Genomic DNA, 20696 nt, shown 5'->3' on the forward strand with positions numbered 1-20696 from the left:
TGCGATGGTGGGGGCACCTCCCACGCCCTTCGGGGCAGTGGGGGAGCATCTGACGCCGCACCCTGGTCCACGAAGATCCAAACGACACGACCTAGCCCCCCCGACCGCCGCCCACCCGAAGGAGAGGCACCGTGAAACACGTCGAGCACACCACGCACGTCGAGCACACCGTCACCGTGAACGCACCGGCCGCGATCGTCTGGGAGGTGCTCGCCGACGTCGAGGGGTACGCGGACATCTTCCCGCCCACCCAGAAGGCCGAGGTCATCGAGCGCGGCCCCGGCTACGAGGTGGCCAGGCTGCACGTGGACGTCGCGGGCGAGACCACCTCCTGGACCTCCCGGCGCGACCTGGACGAGGAGCGCCGGGTCATCGCCTACCGCCAGTTGGAGACCGCCCCCATCGTCGGCAGCATGGGCGGCGAGTGGCGCGCCCTGCCGCTGGCCGAGGACCGCACCCAGCTCGTGCTCACCCACGACTTCGTCCCCCGGGAGCCGGTCGACGGACTCGTCGCCGGGCGGCTCACCCCCGACGAGGCCCGCAGAACGCTGGAGGCGGCCGTCGAACGCAACAGCGTCGCCGACCTGAACGCCGTACGCGACCAGGCCGAGCTGCGCCACGGCGAGCGGGGAGGCGTCCGATGAGGCGCTTCCTCGACCTGAGCTTCGCCACCCGCGACACCCCGAGCGAGGCCACCCCGGTCACGGTCGACCTGCTCGACCACCGCACCGGCGCCACCGTGCTCGGCCTCACCCCCGACGACTTCCCCGACGGCATGGCGATCTCCAACGAGACCGTCACCCTCACCACACACACCGGCACTCACATGGACGCCCCGCTGCACTACGGCCCCACCAGCGGCGGCCGCCCCGCCAAGCCGATCGACGAGGTGCCGCTCGACTGGTGCTACGGGCCCGGGGTCCGCCTCGACGTGCGGCACGTGCCCGAGGGCGACGGCATCACCGTCGACCATCTGACACACGCCCTCGACGCGGCAGGGCACACCCTCGCACCGGGCGACATCGTGCTGCTGTGGACGGGCGCCGACCAGCACTGGGGCAGCCGCGACTACCTCAGCCGCTTTCCGGGGCTGACCGGCAAGGGCACGGCGTTCCTCGTGGAGTCCGGGGTGCGCGTCATCGGGATCGACGCGTGGGGCCTCGACCGGCCCGCCGCCGCGATGATCGACGAGTACCGGCGCACCGGCGACAAGGGCTGCCTGTGGCCCTCCCACGTCTACGGCCGCACCCAGGAGTACCTCCAACTGGAGAAGCTGACCAACCTCGCGGCGCTGCCCGGCGCCACCGGCTTCGAGGTGAGCTGCTTCCCGGTGGCGGTCGCCGGGGCGGGCGCGGGATGGACCCGGGTCGTCGCCGTCCTGGACGGCACGGACGGCGAGGGGGCGGCGAGATGAACGCCGACGTCGTCATAGCAGGGGCGGGCCCCACCGGCCTCATGCTCGCCGCAGAACTGCGGCTCGCCGGGGCCGACGTACTGGTGCTCGACCGGCTCCCGGGACCCACCGGGCAGTCCCGCGCGCTCGGGCTCAACCCCCGGGCCCTCGAACTGTTCGACCAGCGGGGCATCCTCGACCGCTTCGCCGACCTGCGCGTCATCACCGGCGCCCACTACGGGGCGCTGCCGCAGCCGCTCGACTTCGGTCGCCTGGACAGCCCGCACGGCGCCATGCTGGTCCCGCAGAGCCGTACCGAACGCGAACTCTGCGCCTGGGCACAGGAGTTGGGCGCCCGTGTCCGGTACGGCCACGAGGTGCTCGGCTTCACCCAGACACCGGACCAGGTGGACCTCACGGTACGCGGCCCCGATGGCGAGAGCCGGGTCACCGCCGCCTACCTGGTGGGCTGCGACGGCAGCCGCAGCGCGGTCCGCAGGGCCGCGGGCATCGGCTACCCCGGTACCCCGTCCACCGTGGACGCCCTCATGGCCGACGTGTCGGGCGCCGACCTCTCGTTCAAGTTCTTCGAGCGCGGCGAGCGCGGCCTGTGGGCGGTCTTCCCCGTCACCCCGGAGATCTCCAGGATCGTCGTCTACGCCTTCGACCGGCCGCCCGTCAGGGGCGCGGCGCCGCCCGACTTCGCCGAGATCCGGGAGGCGGCCCTGCGGGTCGCCGGCATCGACCTGGGCGGGGCCACCGCGCACTGGGTCGGCAGGCACGGCAACACCACCCGCCTCGCCGAGCGGCTGCGCGCGGGACGCGTCCTGCTCGCGGGCGACGCGGCACACGTCGTACCGCCCGCCGGGGGGCAGTTGCTCACCTGCGCCCTGCACGACGCGGTCAACCTGGGGTGGAAGCTCGCCGCGCAGACCGCGGGCTGGGCGCCCCCAGGACTGCTGGACAGCTACCACGACGAGCGGCACCCCGCCGCCGCCCGCGTCATCCTCAACGCACGCGTGCAGAACGAGCTGATGGCGGCGGGCGAGAACGCCGAGGCACTGCGCACCCTCTTCACCGAACTCCTCGCCCTCGACGAGGTGAACGCCACCCTGTCGGAACAGCTCAGCGGGGTCGGCGTGCGCTACGGCACCCACGAGGGCGACCACCCCCTGCTCGGCGTGCGGCTGCCGCACCGCCGCCTCGCCACGGACACCGGCCCGACCACCACGACACGGCTGCTGCGCCGGGCGCGCGGCGTGCTGCTCGTCCTCGACGGCGGCGCCGCCGACCCGGCGCGCCGCTGGCGAGGCCGCGTGGACACCGTCAGGGCGGCCGTGCTCGACGACGCCGAGGTGCTGGGCGGGGTGCCCGCGCTGCTCGTGCGCCCCGACGGGCACATCGCCTGGGTGGGCGGCACCGGCAGCGGCGCCGACGGCCTCGACGGCGCGCTGCGCCGCTGGTTCGGCGAGCCGTCCCACGGGGGAGCGGCGCGGTGATCCCCGACGAGGACGCGCTCGCGTTCGCCCCGGCCACCGACCTGGTGGCGGCGCTGCGGCGGCGCGAGGTGTCGAGCCGTGAACTCCTCGACCTCTACCTGGCCAGGATCGACCGGCTCGACCCCGCCCTGGGCGCCGTCGTCACCCTGGACACCGACCGCGCACGCGCCCGGGCGGCCGCCGCCGACGAGGCCACCGCCCGCGGCGACGCCACCGGGCCGCTGCACGGGCTGCCGATGACCGTGAAGGACACCCTGGAGACCGCGGGCGTGCGCACCACCTCGGGCGCGGCGGAGCTGGCGTCGCACGTCCCGGAGCGGGACGCGGAGGCGGTCGCCCGGCTGCGCGCCGCAGGGGCCGTGGTGTTCGGGAAGACCAACACGTCCACCTACGCCGCCGACGCGCAGACGTTCAACCCGGTCTTCGGCACCACGAACAACCCCTGGGACACCGGGCGCGCGCCCGGCGGCTCCTCGGGCGGCGCCGCCGCGGCGCTCGCCGCGGGGCTCACCGGCCTCGAACTCGCCGGTGAACTCTCCGGGTCCGCGCGCTACCCGGCGCACTGCTGCGGTGTCTTCGCGCTGCGGCCCTCGCACGGGCTCGTACCGGCCCGGGGCAACATCCCGCGCGCGCCCGGCTCCCCTACCTCCAACGACATGGTCACGCCCGCGCCGCTCGGCCGCGACGCCAGGGACCTCGGGCTCGCCCTCGACGTGCTTGCGGGCCCCACCGCGGACCAGGCCGTCGCCTGGCGGCTCGACCTGCCCGCCGCACGCGGCCGCGAGGTCCGGGACTTCCGCGTCGCGCTGTGGCTCGACGACCCCGACTGCCCCGTCGACGGACAGGTCGCCGCGGTCCTCGGGGCCGCCGTCGAGGCGCTGCGGGCGGCCGGGGCGCGGCTGTCCGAGACCCGCCCGCTCGACCGCGCGGCGCACGACCGGCTCTACGAGCGGCTGCTCCAGGGGGCGGTCGCCTCCGGCGTCCCGCGCGCGGTGTACGACCGGAACGTCCGGCTCGCCGCGGGGCTGTCGCCCGACGACGCCTCGCCGCGCGCCGCCATGCTCCGCGCCGCCACCCAGTCGCACCGCGACTGGCTCGCCGCCGACGAGGAGCGCGCCGCGCAGCGGCACCGCTGGGCGGAGTTCTTCCGCGACCACGACGTGCTGCTCTGCCCCGTCGCCCCGGTGCCCGCGACCCCGCACGACCAGAACCCCGACCTGTCCGCCCGCTTTCTCACGGTGGACGGCAGGCCGCGCCCGTACTGGGACCTGATCCGGTGGACGAGCCCCGCGACGGCCGCGGCGCTGCCCGCCGCCTCGGTGCCCGTGGGCACCACCCACGAGGGGCTTCCCGTGGGGCTCCAGATCGTGGGACCACGCCTTGAGGACCGGACCGTCGTCCGGTTCGCACACCTGGTGGCACAGCTCACGGGCGGTTTCCGGCCCCCGCCCGCCATGACGTCAGCGGGCCGGACCCAGGAGACCCGGACTCGGGAGACGGAGAGGGACGCACATGTCTGAGCGGACGTACGACGGGGGACAGGGGCCGGGCGGCGGCCACCCCGTGGTGGTGGTCGGCGGCGGCCCCGTCGGCCTGATGCTGGCCTGTGAACTGCGCAGGGCGGGGACCGGGGTGCTGGTGCTCGAACAGCGCACGAGCCCCTACCCGCTGCCCAGGGCCGGTTCGATGGGGCCGCTCGCCTTCGAGGCGCTGGAGCGTCTCGGCCTGCGGGAGGCGCTGCTGACCGCCGAGCAGGACACGCTCGCCGAGTACGCCCGGATGTTCGCCGACTGGGAGGCCAAAACGCAGGCCGCACAAGGCGGCACACCCGGCGGGCCCGCGACCCGCAAGGCGCCCAAGGAGCACTTCGCCGGTCTCGAACGCATCGACCCCACCCGCCGCACCGACCCGGACCGCCGCAGGGTCCGCGTGGAGCAGCCGGTCCTTGAGGACATCCTCCGCCGCCGCGCCCGGGAACTCGGCGCCGAACTGCGCCACGGGCACACGGTCACCGGAGTCCGCCAGGACGAGGAGCGGGTCGTGATCGACGTCCGGGGCCCCGGGGGCGGCGAGGACCCGGCGGGCACGCAGGATCGTGGGGAACCGGGCGGCCCCGGCGGGCGCTACACCGTGCCCACCCAGTACCTGGTGGGCTGCGACGGCGCCGACAGCACCGTACGGCGGCTGGCCGGCTTCGACTTCCCGGGCACGAGCGCCACCGTGACCGGGCGGATGGCCGTGGTGGAGATGGCCGACGCGGAGAAGCTCGCCCCCGGCTTCCACGCCACCCCGGTCGGCCTCTACGTCCACGGCCTCGGGCTCAACCGCCTCTCCACCGTCGAGTTCGACGGACCCCCGCCCGACGGCGCGGGGGAGCTGACGCTGTCCGAACTCCAGGACAGCATCAGGCGGGTGAGCGGCACCGACGTCACCCTCACCCGGATGTCCTCGGGGGCGCGCTGGATCGACACCGCACGCCAGGCGTCCGCGTACCGGATCGGCCGGGTGCTGCTCGCCGGGGACGCCGCCCACGTCTACGCGCCCGTCGGCGGGCAGGGCCTCAACGTCGGCCTCGTGGACGCCGCGAACCTGGGCTGGAAGCTCGCGGCGCAGGTCGGCCGGCGCGCCCCGCACCACCTCCTGGACAGCTACACCGCCGAGCGCCACCCCGTCGCCGCGCGGCTCCTGGCGAACACCAGGGCGCAGATCGCCCTGATGCGGCCCGACCCGCAGACCAGGGCCCTCAGGGAGATGTTCGACGGGCTTCTCGGTATCGACGAGGTCCACCGCGGTATCGCGGACATGATGGCCGGTATGGACGTGCGCTACGCACTCGGCGGCGGCCACGCCCTGGTCGGCACCCTCTGCGCCGACATGAAGCTGTCGGGGCCCGCGGGGGCGACCCGGCTCTCCGAGCTGTGGGGCGGCGGCTGCGGCGTACTGCTCGACCTGGCGGGGCGCGCCGAGGTGCGCGCGACGGCCGAGCCCTGGTCCGCGCGGGTGCGCACGGTGACCGCGGCCGCGGAGGGGCACGAGACCGAAGGACTCGACGCCCTGCTGCTGCGCCCCGACGGCTGCGTCGCCTGGGCGCTTCCGGCCGCCGCGCCCCTGGACGCGGACCTGCTCGCCGACGCGCTCGGCGCCTGGTTCGGCGACCGGTGAAGAACGACACCACGGAACTGACTTGGGGAAGGGAACGCGCGTGAATCCCGTGACCATAGACGACCTGCGCAGGCTCCTCGCGGAGTGCGCGGGCGAGGACGAGGCGGTCGACCTGTCCGAGGACATCCTCGACACCACCTTCGGGGACCTGGGGTACGACTCCCTGGCCCTGATGGAGACATCCGCCCGGATCACCAGCGAGTACGGCATCACCGTGCCCGACGAGGACTTCACCGGCGCCGCCACCCCGCGCGCCGTACTGGACGCCCTGGCGGCCGCGGCGGCGAAGCAGACGGCCTGACCGGAGGGGAGTTGAGGGGACCGTGGCACAGGGCAGGGCACACGGCCCGAGAGTGCTCGTCGTCGACGACGAGCCGAAGATCCGCATGGTCGTCCGCGGCTATCTGGAGGCGGACGGATTCGACGTCGTGGAGGCCGCGGACGGCCCCTCGGGGCTGCGCGCGGCCACCTGTGACCGTCCTGACCTGGTCATCCTCGACGTGATGCTGCCGGGCCTCGACGGATACGAGGTACTGCGGCGGATGCGCGCGGTCGGCACCACCCCGGTCATCCTGCTGACGGCGCGTGCCGAGGAGGTCGACCGCCTGATCGGCTTCACGGCGGGCACCGACGACTACGTCACCAAGCCGTTCAGCGCCCGCGAACTGGCGTTACGGGCCAGGGCGGTACTGCGCCGCACCAGCGCCGCGGGCGAACCGGGGCCGCCCGACACCTCGTTGCGCTTCGAGGGCCTGGCCATCGAACCGGCCGCCCGCCGGGTCGTCGTGGGCCCCGGCGACCGGCAGGCCGAGCTGACCGCGCTCGACTTCGACCTGCTGCTCGCCATGGCCCGCGCCCCCGGGCACGTGTTCACCCGCCGACGGCTGCTCGACCACGTCTGGGGCCAGAGCGCCTTCGGCGACGAGCGGGTGGTGGACGTGCACATCCGCACCCTGCGCCGCGCCCTCGACGACGACGCGGCGGCGCCGCGGTTCATCGGCACGGTGCGCGCCGTCGGCTACCGCTTCCTCGCCCGCCCCGCTTCATCGAACCTTCATGACCGGCGCGGCGCGGGACTCACAGGGGGGCGGTGTCATGAAGGCCATGACTGCGATCGCCGCTGAAGAGACTCCTCCCGTGCCCGCCGGTGTGACCGCGTCGGTCGTCCGCGGTACCAAGAGCTACTGGACGGGCGGCGCCGAGGTACGCGTCCTCGACGGGGTCACCGTCGACTTCCCGGCCGGCTCCCTCACCGCCCTGATGGGCCCCCCGGGTTCTGGCAAGTCCACGCTGGTGCGCTGCGCCTCGGGGATGGAGCGGCTCACCGCGGGCCGGGTGTACATCGGGGACACCAACCTCGGCGAACTCGACGACCGGGAGCGCGTGTTGCTGCGCCGCCGCCGCGTCGGGTTCCTGTTCCAGGCCCCCAGCCTCCTCGCGCCCCCGGCCGGGCAGCCGCTGCCGCCCAAGAACCTCGCGGGCACCCGCGCCGTGGTGCGCGCGGGCGGCAGGCCAGGCCCAGGACCTGACGTCGTATTCGTCGACGAGCCCGCGTGCCGTGCCGAGCGCGCCGTCGACACCGACGCGCTGGCGTTCCTCCTCGCCACCGCCGAGGGGCTGTGCGCGACCGTGGTGGCGGTCACGCACGACCCGCGGGTCGCCTCGCACGCGCACCGCGTGGTCTTCCTGGACGCGGGCCGGGTCGTCGCCACCCTTGAGGACCCCACGGAGGACGGCGTCAGGGAACGGGTGCTGAGCCTCGGGAGAGACCGTGGCGCGGCCCCCTGACGCGGAAGGCCCCGGGCCAGGCGGCGGCCCGCCGCGCTCGCGCGCGGCGGGGCGTCCGCGCGGCGCGGGGCGCCTGCGGCGGCGCCTCGCCGCGACGGGGCTGCGCGCCCGGCTCGTGCTCTCCCATGTGGCGGTCCTGGTCATCGCCCTCGCCGTGATGTCGGTGGCCGCCAGGCTGCGCGCCCCCAGGGGGTTCGAACGCGCCATGTGGGGCTACGAGGGCGCGCACGCCCGCAACGTCTCGTACTCCGTCCTCGACGTGCTCGGCGACTCGCTGCTGCTCGCCATGGCCGTGGGCCTCGCCGCCGCGGTCCTCCTCGCTCTCGCGCTGTCCAAGGTGCTGCTCAGCCCGCTCGACCGGATCAGGGCCGCGGCCCGCAGACTGGCCGCGGGCAAGTACGGGGAACTGCTCGACGTGCCGGGGGAGCCGGGGCTCGCGGTGCTGGTGCGGGACGTGAACCATCTCGCCGCCGCGCTCGCCGACACCGAGCGCCGCAGGGCCCGCCTGGTGTCGGAGGTGGCCCACGAGATGCGCACCCCGCTGGCCACGCTGCGCGGTCAGATCGACGGCATAGCGGACGGGGTGTTCGCCCCCGACGAGCCGATGCTCGCCTCGCTCTCGGAGGACCTGGACCGGCTGCACCGGCTGGCCGAGGACCTGTCCCAGCTCTCCAGGATCGAGGAGGGCGGCTTCGCGCTGCGCCGGGAGCGCGCCGACGTCTGCGAGGTCGTACGGCGCACCGTGGAGCGGCTGCGCCCGCGCTTCGCCGACGCGGGCGTCGCCCTGCTCGCCCCCTCCCGCATCCCGGCCTTCGCGCACATCGACCCGGACCGTGTCGCGCAGGTGGTCACCAATCTGCTGGGCAACGCGCTGGTCGCCTCGGGGCCCGGCGGCCTGGTCACGGCCGAGGTCCTGGCGGGGCGCGACGAGGTGCTGATCTCCGTCGAGGACGACGGCGTGGGGCTCGACGCCGAGGACCTGGAGCGGATCTTCGCCCGCTTCGAGCGGATCGACCACCCGAGGCGCGGCGCGCCCGCGAGCGGCAGCGGCATCGGTCTCACCATCGCCCGCGGCATCGCCAACGGCCACGGCGGCGACATCACGGCGTCGTCGCCGGGACCGGGCCGCGGCGCCCGCTTCGATGTCAGACTGCCGCGGCGGCGCCCTCAGGCGCCCGACGGGTGACGGCGGCCCTCAGGGCGCGCCGCCGGCCACGCGGGCGCGCACGCCCCACGGTGCGAAGACGCCCCTGTGGTGCAGGACCGGCACCCGGTCGAGCACGTCCGCCGCCTCCACGCTGCCGATGAGGACCCAGTGGTCGCCCGCCTCAAGACGGTCGACGACGAGGCACTCGGCCGCCGTGAGCACCCCGTCGAGCAGGACGGGGGCGCCGCCCGCCGCGGCGGAGGGGCGCCACCGCAGCCCGGCGAACTTGCGCTCCCCCTTGCCCGCGAAGCGCAGCGCCGTCTCCTGCCCGCCGTCCGCCAGCACGTTCAGCACGAAGACCCCGGACGCCAGTAGCGCGGCCAGGGTGCGCGAGCGCTTGTCGGCGCACACCAGCAGCAGCGGCGGGTCGGCCGACACCGCGGAGACGGCGTTGCAGGTGAAGCCCTGCGGCTCGCCGCCGGGCCCCACGGTGGTGACGATCGAGACCGCGGTCGGGAAAGAACCGAACACCGCGCGGAACCGTCCGGCGCTCACTGGCATATCCGCCCCCTGTTTCCGTCCGCTCCAGCGTGCCCGAGCGGCCCTGGAGCGGCGGTGGAGGGCGGCTGGAGGGGTACGGGGCCCGGGGGCGGGGGCCCCGGCTTCACACGTGGCGTTCTTGTCACTAGCCTGACGGCTCGTTCGCGACGGCAACGCGGGGGACAGAGGCGCAAGGATGACCGAGGCGTTGGGTCCTGACGACCCCGTGGAAATCTCCGGCTACGTGCTGCGTGGCAGGCTCGGCGAGGGCGGCATGGGGAGCGTGTACCTCTCGCACACCCGGGGCGGCCAGCCGGTGGCGCTGAAGGTGATACGGCGGGAGTTCGGGCGCAACGCCGAGTTCGTACGGCGCTTCGTCCGGGAGGTCGAGGCGGCGCGGCGGGTGCAGGGCGCGTACACCGCGGCGGTGCTCGACAGCAGCGTCGAGGGGCCCCGGCCCTGGCTGGCCAGCGCCTATGTCGCCGGTCCTTCGCTGGCGAGCGCGGTCGAGGAGCACGGGCCGCTGCCGCCCCGCACCGTCCTGCTGCTGGTGGCCGGGGTCGCCGAGGCGCTTCAGTCCGTGCACGGGGCCGGCATCGTGCACCGCGACCTGAAGCCGTCCAATGTGCTGCTCGCCGACGACGGGCCCCGCGTCATCGACTTCGGCATCGCGCGCGCCACCGACGCGACCGCCCTGACCGGCACCGGCGTACGCCTCGGCACACCCGCGTACATGGCGCCCGAGCAGGCCGTCGGCACCGAGGCGGGGCCCGCGCTCGACGTCTTCGCGCTGGGCCTCGTCGCACACTTCGCGGCGACCGGCGGGCATCCGTTCGGCGAGGGCGACGGGCACGCCCTGCTGTACCGGATCGTGTCCCAGGAGCCGGACCTCGCGGCCTGCCCCGAGGCGCTGCGCCCGCTGGTCGCTCGGTGCCTGACGAAGGAGCCGGAGCGGCGGCCGGGGCTCGCGGAGGTCATCGACGAGTGCCACAGGATCGCGGCGGCCGACGGCATCGCGCTCGCGCGCGGCGAGGGGTGGTGGCTGCCCGCCGGTGTGGCCGACGACGTGGCCCGCCTCACCCACGTCCTCCTCCCGCCGCCGACCGTCCCCGACGGCACGGCCCCCGCGCCGCCCGCACCTCCCGCGCCGCCCGTCACGGTCCCCGCCGAGAGCGGGCCCGACGGCGGCGGGCCAGGTGCGGGGCGGCGGTTCGCGACCGCGCTGCTCGGCGGCCCCCGCCGCCGGACGAAGGCCGTGGCCGCGGTCCTCGCGGTGGCGGTGATCGTGGCGGGGGCCGTGATCGCCGTCCAACTGGGCGGCGACGACGGGCCGTCCGACTCGCCGGGGTGGCGGGCCCAGAGGACGGACGTCCCCCTGACGATCCCCGCCCCTGTCTTCGACAAGCAGTCCAACTACCAGGAGTACGGCTCCGGGCAGTGTGTGAACGGGGACGGCGCCCTGTTCAAGTCGACCGTCTTCGTCGACCTGAACACCCTCAAGGTGCACGCCGGGCAGTCGGACAAGACCGCCGACGACATCCCCACCTCGTACACCCTGCGCTACGCCGACTGCTCCGACGGCCTCGGCACCTCGGGGGCCGGGCCGCAGAGCGGCTTCCAACTCCTCGAAGGGCGCGGCAGTTGGGGCGTCGTCGACAAGCACGCGATATCCGCGGCCGACTGCCGGAAGGCGGCCACCTCCAAGAAGCTGGACAGCACCGTCACCGTCGGGCAGATCCAGAGCCGCAAGGTGCTCCACTCCGGCATGGGCCTGTGCGTCCTCGGCCGCAACCAGACGCTCGTGCTGCTCTGGTTCACCAAGGACAGGCCCCGCCCCGACCAGGACGACCTGCGGGAGTTCTCCGTCCAGGCCACCCAGTGGCTGCCCACCTGACACCCGCCCCCGCCGCACCCCCGGCGTACAGTGGGGCACAGGCGCCGGGTGCCCGGTGCGAGGACGACGGTTACTTCTCACCTCCCGCGGGACAGCGGGTCGGCGTCGCACCGCCGTTCACCTGATCTCGGGCACCCGACCAGCGCCCGCGCGTACGGCCGTGCCTTGACGGCGACGAGGGCGTTCGCCGTCAGCGAGGCTCCGACCGCGGACGGGGCGGCTCCGGGGCGGGAGCCACCCGCAGGCCGTGGTGGGCGAGGTGCGCGGCGAGGAGTTGGGCCATGACGCTCGCCGGGTCGTTGGGCTTCAACAGCCGCCCGGCCTCTTCCGCCGCCGCGTTCCCCCAGGGGAACGGGATGTCCCCGGGCCAGACGACGGCACGGCTGAAGAAGTCGCACAGCACGTCGGAGAACGCGTCGCCTTCGTGGTCGGGGACGCTCTTGCCCAGCGTCGTCAGCCCGTTCTCCACCACGGTGTTGAGGTGGCGCCGGCGCGCGTTCCTGCGGTGCCTGGCCTCGCTGGTGGCGCTCTCCTCGCTCACCTCCACCACCCGGAACCTGCCCGGGTCGGCGCCGGGCCCCTCGCGCGGCCGCCAGTGCTCCGGGTCGCGCACCTTCACCAGCGCCTCTTCGAGCGAGGCCGCCCGCACGCCGGTCTTCCTCCTGATGCCCTCCTCCACGCTCTCCAACTGGACCCAGTAGTACGGCAGATGGTCCTCGCCGCCCGCCTCGGGGGCCGAGGGCCCTGCCGGGGTCCGCGGTGCCGGTGACTCGCTCATTCGCCCTCCTCGGGCGGCCGTACGGGCGCTGCCCGCCCCTGTGGCGCGCCGGGACCCGACGTCGGCCGCGGCAGCAGCGTAGCGGTCAGGCCCGTACGGGCTCCTCGTCGGCGGGGGCGCCGTCCTGCGTGCCGCTCGCGGCGTCCGTGCGCGGCGCGGGGATCAGCAGGGCGACGGCGGCGGACGCGAGGGCGACGCCGCAGCCGATGAGCAGGCCCGTGCGGAAGCCGTTCTCGGAGGCGAGGGTGTGGCCGCCCAGGGTGACGGTCATCTGCGCCAGGACGACACCGACGACCGCGGACCCGATCGTCGTGCCGAGCGAGCGCATCAGGGAGTTGAAGCCGTTGGCCGCCGCGGTCTCGGAGAGCGGCACCGCGCTCATCACCAGGGCGGGCATGGCGCCGTACGCGAGCGCGACACCGCTGTTGATGACGATGCCGACCGCCATCAGGCCCCAGGCGGTGCCCATCAGCGGCAGTGCGAGCGCGTAACCGCAGGCGATCACCACGGCCCCGCAGATCAGGGTGAACTTCGGCCCCCGTGCGTTGATCAGCTTCCCGCCGAAGGGGGAGAGGATCATCATCATCACGCCGCCGGGCGCCAGGTAGAGGCCCGCAGCAAGCATCGACTGCCCGAGCCCGTAGCCGGTGGCCCCGGGGAGCTGGAGCAGTTGCGGCGCGATCAGCATGAAGGAGTACATGCCGACGCCGATCAGCACCGAGGACGCGTTGGTGAACAGCACCCGGGGGCGGGCCGTGGTGCGCAGGTCCACCAGGGGCTCACGGGTGCGCAGTTCGTACCGCCCCCACACCAGCAGCGCCACCACGGCGAGCCCGAACAGGCCGAGGGTGGTGCCGGAACCCCAGCCCCAGTCGGCGCCCTTGGAGATCGCCAGCAGCAGCGAGACCAGGCCGATGGCGAGGCCGACGGCGCCCGGCGCGTCGAAGCGCTGCCCCTTCGCGCCGGTCGGCACCTCGGGAACCAGGAAGAAGATCAGCAGGCCGACGGCGAGGGCGAGACCGGCGGAACCCCAGAACAGCGCCCGCCAGTTCGCGTACTGCGCGACGGCGGCGGCCAGCGGGAGGCCGATGGCGCCGCCGATGCCCATGGAGGCACTGACCAGGGCTATGGAGCTGCTCAGCCGCTCCGTCGGCACGACGTCACGCAGCAGCGCGATGCCGAGCGGCACCATGCCCATCCCCATGCCCTGGAGCCCCCGTCCGACGATCATCGTGACGACGTCCGAGGCGAGCGCGCAGATCACCGAACCGACCACCAGCGGCACCGCGCAGACCAGCAGCATGCGCCGCTTGCCCAGCAGGTCCCCGAGGCGGCCGGAGACCGGCACGCACACACCGGCCACGAGCAACGTGGCCGTGACCACCCAGGCGGCGTTCGACGCCGAGGTGTCGAGGAGCCGTGGCAGCTCCGCGATCAGCGGGGTCACCAGGGTCTGCATGACCGCGGCCACGGTGCCTGCCAGGGCGAGCGTGGCGACGACACCGCCTGAGCGGGCCGTCGGCTGGGGGGCGTCCATGGTGTGGGGCTCCTCTGGGGGACTCGGTGTGAACTGACGACGGGGACTGCGAACCGGCGACCGCGCACCGCGGACCGGGGAACTGGGCACCCCGCCTTCGGCAGCGTGCATGTGCATACTACACATCGAGTGTGTCTACCACATACCGTGTGGGCTACATATGATGAGGTAGGGGGTGGTCGGCGCCACAGCACGGAAGAGAGGGCACGTGAACACCGCGGACAGGGGCACGGAACGGGTCGAGTTCGAACAGATGCTGCTGAGCCGCTACATGCATCTGCACAAGGGCAGGGGCCGCCGCACCGGCAGCGTCCTGGACCGCAGCGCCTACGTCCTGCTCAGCCGCATCCGTATGCAGGGCCCCATGTCGATCGGGCAGCTCGGCGACGCCTTCGGGCTCGACGCCTCCACGCTGAACCGGCAGACCGCGGCGGCCATGCGCGCGGGCCTCGTCGAGCGCATCCCCGACCCCGAGGGCGGGATGGCCCGCAAGTTCCGCATCACCGAGGAGGGCGAACGGCGCCTGGAGGAGGAGCGCACCGGCAACGTCGCGGCCCTGGACCACATCATGGCCGAATGGCCGGAAGAGGACGTCACCGCCTTCGCCGACTACCTCAGGCGCTTCAACGCCGACATCGAACGCCTCCACGGCATGCCGTGGCCCCGCACCGAGAGCGCCGGGCGCCACGCCTGAGCCTGCCCCAGGACCCGACAGGCCACCGGGATACGGCCGCGCACGGCGGCGTCGGCGCGGGCCGGCCTCGCGGGCGTGCGCGACACACCCGCTTCACCTGCACTAAGCTGCCGTTCATGTCTTCATCCGAACGGCCCGCCGAGCCGGTTCGCCGCCGCGACTCCGCGGCCACGAAGGCAGCGATCCTGGCGGCGGCACAGGAGGCTTTCACCGAACACGGCTACGACGGCGCGGGCACCCGGGACATCGCACGGGCCGCGGGCGTCGACGCCCGGCTGATCGGCCGCTACTTCGGCTCCAAGGAAGGGCTGTTCGCGCAGGTCGTGGACATCGCCTACGAGAAGTCGCTGATGATGACGCCCGAGGAGAACGCGCACGCGGCGAGGGTGCTGCTGACCGCCCCCGACCAGCGCGCCGAGCGCGGCCTGCTGCTCACCCTGCGCTCCGCGGCCAACCCGCGCGCCGCCGAGATCATGCGCCGCAGCATCGAGCGCAACTACCAGCGGCGGCTGGGCGAAGCCCTCCCCGGCGAGGACACCGTGGAGCGTGCGGCGCTCCTCGTCGCCTTCTGCTCCGGCATCCTCATGTCCCGCTTCATCCTGCGCAACTCCGCCCTCACCGGGCCCGACGCCGAGCGGCTCGTACCGCTGCTGCGGGCCGCCCTCGACACCGTCGCCACCGCGTCGGGCGTCGACGACGTGCCCGGGGGAGCCGGCCCGCGGCCGCCCGCGGGAAACGACCCTGCCGGTCAGTAGCGGGCCCCGGTGACCCGGGACGCCAGCCGGTCGAGCGCCGCGTGGTCCTCGGGGGAGAGGACGACGTCCAGCGCCGCGGCGTTCTGCTCGACCCACCGGGGCCGCTTGGTACCGGGGATCGGCACCACCGGCACCCCGAGCCGCGCGCCGCGCGCCGCCACCCACGCCAGCGCCACCTGCGCGGGCGCGGCCCCGGCCGCCGCGGCGATCCGCGCCACCTCGTCCACGAGCGCCCGGTTGGCCGACGCGGCGTCCGGCGCGAACCGCGCCAGCCGGCGCCGCCCGTCGTCGGCCGCGAGCCGCGCCGAGTCGACCGTCCCCGTCAGGAAGCCGCGCCCGAGCGGCGCGTAGGCCACCAGACCCACGCCCAGCTCCCGCGCCGCGTCCACGACCACGGTCTCCGGGTCACGGGTCCACAGCGAGTACTCGCTCTGCACCGCGGCGACCGGATGCACCGCGTGCGCCGCCCGCAACTGCTCGCCCGTGACCTCCGAGAGACCGATGTGCCGCACCTTGCCCTCCGCGACCAGCCCGGCGAGCGCGCCGACGGACTCCGCCAGCGGCACGTCCGGCTCGACCCGGTGCAGGTAGTAGAGGTCGATGCGGTCGGTGCCGAGACGCAGCAGCGAGGCGTCCGCGGCGGCCTTGATGTACGCGGGGTCGTTGCGCACGACGACCTTCCCGCGCCCCGTGGAGAAGTCCATGCCGACCTTCGTGGCGAGCTGCACCCGGTCGCGGCGGCCGGCGACCGCCCGGCCCACCAGGACCTCGTTGTGCCCCGCGCCGTAGGCGTTCGCGGTGTCGATCAGCGTCACCCCCAGGTCGAGGGCACGCCGTACGGTCCGCACGGACTCGTCCCAGTCGGCGGCGCCGTACACCGCGCTCATGCCCATACAGCCGAGCCCCTGGGCGGAGACCGTGAGCCCGCCGAGCCGTACCCGTTCCATGGTGATCTCTCCTCCGGTGGGCCGTGCGCCCCGTGCCCCGGACGGTCCGGGGCCGTGCCCCCACGCTCGCGCCGGGTGCGGACGCCTGCCAGTACCGAGGTCTTCCTGGGACTGACAGGGACAGTCACACCCCACGGGCGGCGACGTAGCGTGGGGGCATGGAGACCGGGAACGCCCTCGGCGGGTTCCTCAGGGCCAGGCGCGAGCGGACGCGGCCCGAGGAGCTGGGATTCCGCCCGCGCGGACAGCGGCGCACCCCGGGCCTGCGCCGCGAGGAGGTCGCCCTTGCCGCGGGCATCAGCACCGACTACTACCTCCGCCTCGAACAGGGCCGCGACCGCACCCCCTCGTCCCAGGTGCTCGACGCCCTGGCCACCGCGCTGCGGCTCGACCCGGACGAGACCGCCTATCTGCACTCCCTGGTACACCCGCCGCCGCGGCGCCCGCGCGGTCCCAGGGCCGAGCGGGTCCCCGACGGCACCCGGCGGCTGCTGCGGGCGCTGCCGATGCCCGCGTTCGTCCAGGACCGCCACATGACGGTGCTGGCGGCCAACCGCATGGCCGAGGCGCTGTCGCCCAACCTCGCGGCCGGAGTCAACCGGCTGGCCGCGGCCTTCCTCGACCCACGCGAGCGCGAGCTGTACGACGACTGGGAGCGGGCCACCGCCGCCGCCGTGGCCCAACTGCGCGCGGTCGCGGGCCCCGAGACCGACGACCCGCGGCTGGTCGAACTCGTCGGGGAGCTGTCCGTGAAGAGCGCGCGCTTCTGCCGCCTCTGGGCCCGCCAGGACGTCGTCCGCAGGACCGGCCGGCGGGTGCTGCTGCACCACCCCGAGGTCGGCGACCTCGAACTCGACCGCCAGAAGCTCGTCGTCACCGGCACCGACGACCAGGTCCTCGTCGTCTACCACGCGGAACCCGGCACCCCCTCGGCGCAGGCGCTCGACCTGCTGGGCAGCATCGCCGTCAGCGTCACCCGGGAGGCCGCCGCGGGCCCGGACCCGGGCAGGCGCGACGCCGCCACCCAGGAGTGACGTACAGGGGCGCACCGCAGCCCGGCGTTCGCCGGACCTTACCCGAGGACGGACGCCCGGCCTCAGCCCCTGCGGACGCTCGCGGGGGAGCGCCCGGTCACCCGCTTGAACGCCGCGCTGAACGCGCTCTCCGAGCCGTACCCCCACCGCGCGGCCGTCGCCGCCACCGTGCGCCCCGCCGCGAGGTCGGACGCGGCACCGGCGACCCGCCGCCGCAGCACGTACTCCATGGGCGCCATCCCGACCCGGGACTTGAAGCGCGCCGCGAACACCGTCCGTGACATCGACGCCTCCGCGGCCAGCGCGGCGACCGTCCAGGCCCGCGCGGGCTCCCGGTGCACGGCGACGAGCGCCGCGCCCACCCCCGGGTCGCGGAAGGCGGCGAGCAGCCGGGGCGCGCCGTCGCCCGAGGCGAGCAGGTGCCGCATCAACTGGAGGTGGAGCACCCGCGTCAGATGCAGCCCCATGGCCTCGCCGCCGGGCCGCTCCGCCCGGCGCTCACCGGCCAGCAGCCGCAGCGTCGACTGGATCACGGAGGCGGTGTACGGGTCGTCGACCCGGGTCGGTCCCAGCCCTTCGAGCAGGGCGGCGGTGGCGGGGTCCGCGGCGTCGATGGTGCCGCCGAGCAGCCGGGTTTCGGGCGCCTCGCCCGCCGTCGCCACCCCATCGACCGCGCGGGAGAAGAGCGGGCCGCTCGGCTCGGGGGAAAGACCGAGGTCACTGGCCGTGACATAGCCGGAGTCACGCGCCGCGAGAAAGCAGTCGCCCGCCGCGAGCCGCACCGGGGCGTGCCCCTCGGGGCGCAGCCAGCACGAGCCGGACAGCACCGTGATGACCTTCGCGTACGGGTGGCGGTCGAACCGCACCGACCAGCGGCCCCCGGCGGCGAGCTGGGCGGGGGCCGCGGGCCGCACGGCGGCCATCGCCAGCACACCGTCCAGCGCGGCGCCCTCCGGACGATCCAGCACGGACTCGGGACGATCACTCATGGTCGGCACCGGATACCTTCCGTAACGTCGAGGGCGGAAACAGCGGATGAGCCGCGGAAAGGACCCACCCGTGCAGTATCAACAACTCGGCAGCACCGGATCTTTCGTGTCCCGTGTCGCACTCGGCACCATGACCTTCGCGGGGGCGGGCAAGGACACCTGGGACCGTATCGGCGGGCTCGGCTACGACGCCGCCGACGAACTGGTCGGCATCGCGCTCGACCACGGGGTGAACCTCGTCGACACCGCCGACATGTACGCGGGCGGCGACTGCGAGGAATACCTCGGGCGCATCCTGCGCGGCCGCCGCGACGACGTCTTCCTCGCGACGAAGGCGTACGCGCGCGTCGGTACGGGCCCCAACGACGTCGGCCTCTCCCGCGTCCATCTGACCCGGGCCCTGGAAGCCAGCCTGCGCCGTCTGCGCACCGACCACATCGACCTCTACCAGGTGCACGCCTGGGACCACCTCACCCCGGTCGAGGAGACCCTGGCCACGCTCGACGACGCCGTACGCCAGGGCAAGGTGCGCTACGTCGGCGCCTCGAACATGTTCGCCTGGCAGCTCGCCAAGGCCCTCGGCGTGTCCGAGCGCGAGCGCCGGGAGAGGTTCGTGTCGCTCCAGGCGTACTACTCGCTCGTCGGCCGCGACCTCGACCACGAGACGCTGCCCCTGCTGCGCGACGCGGGCCTCGGCCTGCTGGTCTACAGTCCGCTCGCCGGGGGCTTCCTCACCGGCAAGTTCACCAGGGAGGGCGCCACCGACCCCACCGCGCGGCGCGCCCGGTTCGACAACCCGCCCGTCGACCTGGAGCGCGGCCACGACATCCTGGACGTACTGCGCACGGTCGCCGAGCGCCACGGGGCGAGCCCCGCGCAGACCGCCCTGGCCTGGGCGCTCGCCAGGCCGGGCGTCACCAGCGTCATCGTGGGCGCCCGCCGCCCCGACCAGCTCCGCGACAACCTCGGCGCGGCCGACCTCGCACTGACCACGCGGGACCTCGCGGAACTCGACGCCGTGAGCGAGCCGCGCGCGAGGTACCCGCAATGGGCCCTCGACGGCGCCTACCCGCAGCGCACACCCGCCGGGGCCTGAGCGCCCCCCGGCGCGCGCGGTCACCGGGGGGCGCCGGGTGGCGGCGCGGGCGCCGTGGTGAAGATCGGCCAGCCGATCTCCGTCACGGTGTGCGCCGTCGGGGAGTCCGTGTCCGCGTCGAGGTACGTCTCCCGCACCGGGCCCGGCACACCGATGGCCCGCTCACACACATACCCGCCGAGCGCCCCGTAGACCCGGTCGATGTCGATGTCCTCGCCCCGGTGGACGGCCACGGCCAGCTCGGCGGCCGGGACGGTCCGCACCTCGGCGCGCCCCGGCGGCGCGGGCGGCCGCGGCTGCGACGCCGCGACGGGCCGGTACACCGTCAGCTCGCCGCGGCCCTCCGCGAACAGCGCCGTCGAGTAGAGCCCGCCCCTGGGTCCCGCGGCCCTGAGCCCGTCGGCCCCGCGGAGCACCGTGTCCAGCTCGCGGAACGCCTCGGGCCACCAGGCGTCGAGGTCCGTGACCGGGATCTCGGCCGTGATGGCGAGCGCCGGGAACGCGGCCACCGAGCGGTGCTCGACGGGGATGTCCCACGGCTCCCCGCCGAGCAGCGCGCGCAGCGAGTCGACGGCCTCACGGGTCTGTGCGAGCCGCCGCTCCATGGCGGCCAGATGCTCCGCGACCAGCCGGTTGCGCTCGTCGGCCGACGGCGCGGCGAGCACGGTCCTGATCTGCTCGACGGACATGTCGAGCGCCCGCAGCCGCCGGATGACCTGCGCCGTGACGGCCTGCTCGGGACGGTAGCGGCGGTAGCCGTTGGCCGGGTCGACGTCGGCGGGGGCGAGGACACCCTCCCGCTGGTAGAAGCGGAGCGCCTTCGCGCTCAGGTGGGTCATCCGGGCGAACTCGCCGATCGTCACCATGCCCGACGCCATCTGCTCTCCTTGACCTTGCCCTCGGGGGAGGGTTGACGGTGGCCGTATGACTGTTCAGATACCGATGCAGGCCGTCCGCTACCTCGTCGCGTCCGACGGCGAGCCCGAGGACGTGCTCCCGGCCCTCGCCCCCGGAGCCACCATCATCGACGAGGGCAGGTCCCACACCGGTGAGGGGGCCATCCTGGAGTGGCGGCGGCGCTCCCGCTCGGGCGGCGAGTTCCGGTACACCCGCTCGTTCCTCGGGCTCCTGCCGTCCGCGTCGGGCACCTTCACCGCGACCTACCGTATCGAGGGGAACTTCCCCGGAAGCCCCGTCGACCTGCGCTACGTCTTCACCCTCGACGACGACGGCCTCGTCACCCGCCTGGAGATCACCCCCTGAGCACCGGGGCGCCGAAGGCGCGGCGGTAGGCGTGCGGGCTGACGCCCGTGCTGCGTTTGGACCGGTCACGGAAGGCGGTGGGTGAGCTGAAGCCGACCCGGGCGCTGCGGCGCGCAGACCCGCGTCAGGTGGCCGGGGCCGCCGTCGGGCGGCGTGACCCGCCCTAACACCTCGACCGGG

General features: G+C 74.6%; 21 protein-coding genes and 1 pseudogene. 15 read left to right on the forward strand and 7 right to left on the reverse strand.

All coding sequences use genetic code 11. The features are described 5' to 3' along the window. The first annotated feature begins 131 nt into the window (after positions 1-131). Genes ACIBIW_RS31590 through ACIBIW_RS31630 form a run of 9 tightly spaced genes read left to right on the forward strand, consistent with a single transcriptional unit; the run spans position 132 to position 9028 of the window. Positions 132-644 (forward strand): aromatase/cyclase, encoded by a 513-nt coding sequence (locus ACIBIW_RS31590; RefSeq protein ID WP_399341091.1) that lies wholly within the window; start codon positions 132-134, stop codon positions 642-644. Then, on the forward strand, positions 641-1414 hold the full coding sequence (locus ACIBIW_RS31595) for a cyclase family protein (protein WP_399341093.1): 774 nt from the start codon (positions 641-643) through the stop codon (positions 1412-1414). The genes ACIBIW_RS31590 and ACIBIW_RS31595 overlap by 4 nt, the downstream gene beginning before the upstream one ends. Then, positions 1411-2892: an FAD-dependent monooxygenase gene (locus tag ACIBIW_RS31600; protein ID WP_399341095.1), complete on the forward strand. Its 1482-nt coding sequence runs from the start codon at positions 1411-1413 to the stop codon at positions 2890-2892. Before ACIBIW_RS31595 ends, ACIBIW_RS31600 begins: the two co-directional genes overlap by 4 nt. Continuing rightward, positions 2889-4412 (forward strand): amidase, encoded by a 1524-nt coding sequence (locus ACIBIW_RS31605; protein WP_399341096.1) that lies wholly within the window; start codon positions 2889-2891, stop codon positions 4410-4412. The genes ACIBIW_RS31600 and ACIBIW_RS31605 overlap by 4 nt, the downstream gene beginning before the upstream one ends. Then, positions 4405-6054 (forward strand): FAD-dependent monooxygenase, encoded by a 1650-nt coding sequence (locus tag ACIBIW_RS31610; protein ID WP_399341097.1) that lies wholly within the window; start codon positions 4405-4407, stop codon positions 6052-6054. Before ACIBIW_RS31605 ends, ACIBIW_RS31610 begins: the two co-directional genes overlap by 8 nt. Before the next feature lie 40 nt (positions 6055-6094). Further along, positions 6095-6355 (forward strand): acyl carrier protein, encoded by a 261-nt coding sequence (locus tag ACIBIW_RS31615; RefSeq protein WP_399341099.1) that lies wholly within the window; start codon positions 6095-6097, stop codon positions 6353-6355. A gap of 22 nt (positions 6356-6377) precedes the next feature. Beyond that, entirely contained in the window at positions 6378-7178 is an 801-nt protein-coding gene (locus tag ACIBIW_RS31620) for a response regulator transcription factor (protein ID WP_399341100.1), read from the forward strand. After that, a complete protein-coding gene (locus tag ACIBIW_RS31625; protein ID WP_399341102.1) occupies positions 7159-7842 on the forward strand; it encodes an ATP-binding cassette domain-containing protein in 684 nt (227 codons plus the stop codon). The genes ACIBIW_RS31620 and ACIBIW_RS31625 overlap by 20 nt, the downstream gene beginning before the upstream one ends. After that, complete coding sequence (locus tag ACIBIW_RS31630) at positions 7826-9028, forward strand: sensor histidine kinase (protein ID WP_399341104.1); 1203 nt, start codon at positions 7826-7828, stop codon at positions 9026-9028. Before ACIBIW_RS31625 ends, ACIBIW_RS31630 begins: the two co-directional genes overlap by 17 nt. A gap of 9 nt (positions 9029-9037) precedes the next feature. Here the strand turns inward: ACIBIW_RS31630 and ACIBIW_RS31635 are convergent, their stop codons facing one another. After that, positions 9038-9550: a flavin reductase family protein gene (locus tag ACIBIW_RS31635; protein ID WP_399341105.1), complete on the reverse strand. Its 513-nt coding sequence runs from the start codon at positions 9548-9550 to the stop codon at positions 9038-9040. A 175-nt stretch (positions 9551-9725) separates the two neighbouring features. On the opposite strand from ACIBIW_RS31635, the gene ACIBIW_RS31640 reads away from it, so the two are divergent. Then, positions 9726-11423: a serine/threonine-protein kinase gene (locus ACIBIW_RS31640; protein WP_399341107.1), complete on the forward strand. Its 1698-nt coding sequence runs from the start codon at positions 9726-9728 to the stop codon at positions 11421-11423. Positions 11424-11613: 190 nt separating this feature from the next. On the opposite strand, the gene ACIBIW_RS31645 is transcribed toward ACIBIW_RS31640, so the two are convergent. Together ACIBIW_RS31645 and ACIBIW_RS31650 are read right to left on the reverse strand one after the other, a co-directional pair. Next, positions 11614-12201 (reverse strand): hypothetical protein, encoded by a 588-nt coding sequence (locus ACIBIW_RS31645; RefSeq protein WP_399341108.1) that lies wholly within the window; start codon positions 12199-12201, stop codon positions 11614-11616. Between the two features lie 85 nt (positions 12202-12286). After that, on the reverse strand, positions 12287-13738 hold the full coding sequence (locus tag ACIBIW_RS31650; RefSeq protein ID WP_399341110.1) for an MFS transporter: 1452 nt from the start codon (positions 13736-13738) through the stop codon (positions 12287-12289). 253 nt (positions 13739-13991) lie between these two features. On the opposite strand from ACIBIW_RS31650, the gene ACIBIW_RS31655 reads away from it, so the two are divergent. Together ACIBIW_RS31655 and ACIBIW_RS31660 are read left to right on the forward strand one after the other, a co-directional pair. Continuing rightward, positions 13992-14432, forward strand: coding sequence for a MarR family winged helix-turn-helix transcriptional regulator (locus tag ACIBIW_RS31655; RefSeq protein ID WP_399341332.1), 441 nt, complete (start codon positions 13992-13994; stop codon positions 14430-14432). A 116-nt stretch (positions 14433-14548) separates the two neighbouring features. Next, positions 14549-15187: a TetR/AcrR family transcriptional regulator gene (locus tag ACIBIW_RS31660; RefSeq protein WP_399341112.1), complete on the forward strand. Its 639-nt coding sequence runs from the start codon at positions 14549-14551 to the stop codon at positions 15185-15187. Here the strand turns inward: ACIBIW_RS31660 and ACIBIW_RS31665 are convergent. Next, positions 15181-16134 carry an aldo/keto reductase gene (locus ACIBIW_RS31665; RefSeq protein ID WP_399341113.1) on the reverse strand — a complete coding sequence of 318 codons (954 nt, stop codon included), beginning with the start codon at positions 16132-16134 and terminating at the stop codon, positions 15181-15183. The genes ACIBIW_RS31660 and ACIBIW_RS31665 overlap by 7 nt on opposite strands. A 158-nt stretch (positions 16135-16292) precedes the next feature. Between ACIBIW_RS31665 and ACIBIW_RS31670 the strand changes: the two genes are divergently transcribed. Next, positions 16293-17168: a helix-turn-helix domain-containing protein gene (locus tag ACIBIW_RS31670; RefSeq protein ID WP_399341115.1), complete on the forward strand. Its 876-nt coding sequence runs from the start codon at positions 16293-16295 to the stop codon at positions 17166-17168. 62 nt (positions 17169-17230) lie between these two features. Here ACIBIW_RS31670 and ACIBIW_RS31675 read toward each other — a convergent pair whose 3' ends face one another. Next, positions 17231-18157 (reverse strand): AraC family transcriptional regulator, encoded by a 927-nt coding sequence (locus ACIBIW_RS31675; protein ID WP_399341118.1) that lies wholly within the window; start codon positions 18155-18157, stop codon positions 17231-17233. A gap of 70 nt (positions 18158-18227) precedes the next feature. On the opposite strand from ACIBIW_RS31675, the gene ACIBIW_RS31680 reads away from it, so the two are divergent. Further along, positions 18228-19253: an aldo/keto reductase gene (locus tag ACIBIW_RS31680; protein ID WP_399341119.1), complete on the forward strand. Its 1026-nt coding sequence runs from the start codon at positions 18228-18230 to the stop codon at positions 19251-19253. A 20-nt stretch (positions 19254-19273) separates the two neighbouring features. On the opposite strand, the gene ACIBIW_RS31685 is transcribed toward ACIBIW_RS31680, so the two are convergent. Next, positions 19274-20131: a MerR family transcriptional regulator gene (locus ACIBIW_RS31685; RefSeq protein WP_399341121.1), complete on the reverse strand. Its 858-nt coding sequence runs from the start codon at positions 20129-20131 to the stop codon at positions 19274-19276. Between the two features lie 46 nt (positions 20132-20177). Between ACIBIW_RS31685 and ACIBIW_RS31690 the strand changes: the two genes are divergently transcribed. After that, positions 20178-20516 (forward strand): nuclear transport factor 2 family protein, encoded by a 339-nt coding sequence (locus ACIBIW_RS31690; protein ID WP_399341122.1) that lies wholly within the window; start codon positions 20178-20180, stop codon positions 20514-20516. Here the strand turns inward: ACIBIW_RS31690 and ACIBIW_RS31695 are convergent. Beyond that, positions 20506-20628, reverse strand: a pseudogene (locus ACIBIW_RS31695) (AraC family transcriptional regulator); the annotation flags it as partial. The gene ACIBIW_RS31690 and the pseudogene ACIBIW_RS31695 overlap by 11 nt on opposite strands. Between the last annotated feature and the right edge of the window lie 68 nt (positions 20629-20696).

The organism is Streptomyces sp. NPDC050560 (assembly GCF_044457285.1).
In the GTDB taxonomy this organism is placed as follows: Bacteria; Actinomycetota; Actinomycetes; order Streptomycetales; family Streptomycetaceae; genus Streptomyces.

Coding starts and splice junctions, on each gene's coding strand:
- ACIBIW_RS31595 (WP_399341093.1), top strand. CDS start 641: ATGAGGCGCTTCCTCGACCTGAGCTTCGCCACCCGCGACACCCCGAGC.
- ACIBIW_RS31600 (WP_399341095.1), top strand. CDS start 1,411: ATGAACGCCGACGTCGTCATAGCAGGGGCGGGCCCCACCGGCCTCATG.
- ACIBIW_RS31610 (WP_399341097.1), top strand. CDS start 4,405: ATGTCTGAGCGGACGTACGACGGGGGACAGGGGCCGGGCGGCGGCCAC.
- ACIBIW_RS31625 (WP_399341102.1), top strand. CDS start 7,159: ATGACTGCGATCGCCGCTGAAGAGACTCCTCCCGTGCCCGCCGGTGTG.
- ACIBIW_RS31635 (WP_399341105.1), bottom strand. CDS start 9,550: ATGCCAGTGAGCGCCGGACGGTTCCGCGCGGTGTTCGGTTCTTTCCCG.
- ACIBIW_RS31640 (WP_399341107.1), top strand. CDS start 9,726: ATGACCGAGGCGTTGGGTCCTGACGACCCCGTGGAAATCTCCGGCTAC.
- ACIBIW_RS31645 (WP_399341108.1), bottom strand. CDS start 12,201: ATGAGCGAGTCACCGGCACCGCGGACCCCGGCAGGGCCCTCGGCCCCC.
- ACIBIW_RS31650 (WP_399341110.1), bottom strand. CDS start 13,738: ATGGACGCCCCCCAGCCGACGGCCCGCTCAGGCGGTGTCGTCGCCACG.
- ACIBIW_RS31655 (WP_399341332.1), top strand. CDS start 13,992: ATGCTGCTGAGCCGCTACATGCATCTGCACAAGGGCAGGGGCCGCCGC.
- ACIBIW_RS31660 (WP_399341112.1), top strand. CDS start 14,549: ATGTCTTCATCCGAACGGCCCGCCGAGCCGGTTCGCCGCCGCGACTCC.
- ACIBIW_RS31665 (WP_399341113.1), bottom strand. CDS start 16,134: ATGGAACGGGTACGGCTCGGCGGGCTCACGGTCTCCGCCCAGGGGCTC.
- ACIBIW_RS31670 (WP_399341115.1), top strand. CDS start 16,293: ATGGAGACCGGGAACGCCCTCGGCGGGTTCCTCAGGGCCAGGCGCGAG.
- ACIBIW_RS31675 (WP_399341118.1), bottom strand. CDS start 18,157: ATGAGTGATCGTCCCGAGTCCGTGCTGGATCGTCCGGAGGGCGCCGCG.
- ACIBIW_RS31685 (WP_399341121.1), bottom strand. CDS start 20,131: ATGGCGTCGGGCATGGTGACGATCGGCGAGTTCGCCCGGATGACCCAC.
- ACIBIW_RS31690 (WP_399341122.1), top strand. CDS start 20,178: ATGACTGTTCAGATACCGATGCAGGCCGTCCGCTACCTCGTCGCGTCC.